The organism is Pantoea sp. GbtcB22 (genome assembly GCF_019091025.1).
Taxonomy (GTDB): Bacteria; Pseudomonadota; Gammaproteobacteria; order Enterobacterales; family Enterobacteriaceae; genus Pantoea; species Pantoea leporis.
Window position 1 is genome coordinate 1 of sequence record NZ_JAGXKB010000709.1, and the last position, 241, is coordinate 241.

Here is a 241-nt window from a genome sequence, read left to right on the forward strand (position 1 = left end):
ACCTTCTTCCAGGCGGATAAATCGGTGGATTACGCCACACTAATGGATGTGATGGATCAGCTGGGTGAAGCCGGTTATCTGAAGATTGGTTTGATCGGCATGGAAACGGTGAAGAAGTAACGTCACTCCACTTAGCCTTGCCGTAAAGGTCGCTCCCGCAGCGGCCCTTTTTAATGCCTGCACGCAATTTGTTAATTTATTGTTACTATTGGTCGTATTTTTGTAAACTGCAATGGTGAAG

At 46.1% G+C, this 241-nt stretch carries 1 pseudogene; it reads left to right on the forward strand.

The annotated features are described in order from the left end of the window. Window positions 1-120 (forward strand): annotated as a pseudogene (locus KVT28_RS26435) (TonB system transport protein ExbD); the annotation flags it as partial. Window positions 121-241: the final 121 nt, after the last annotated feature.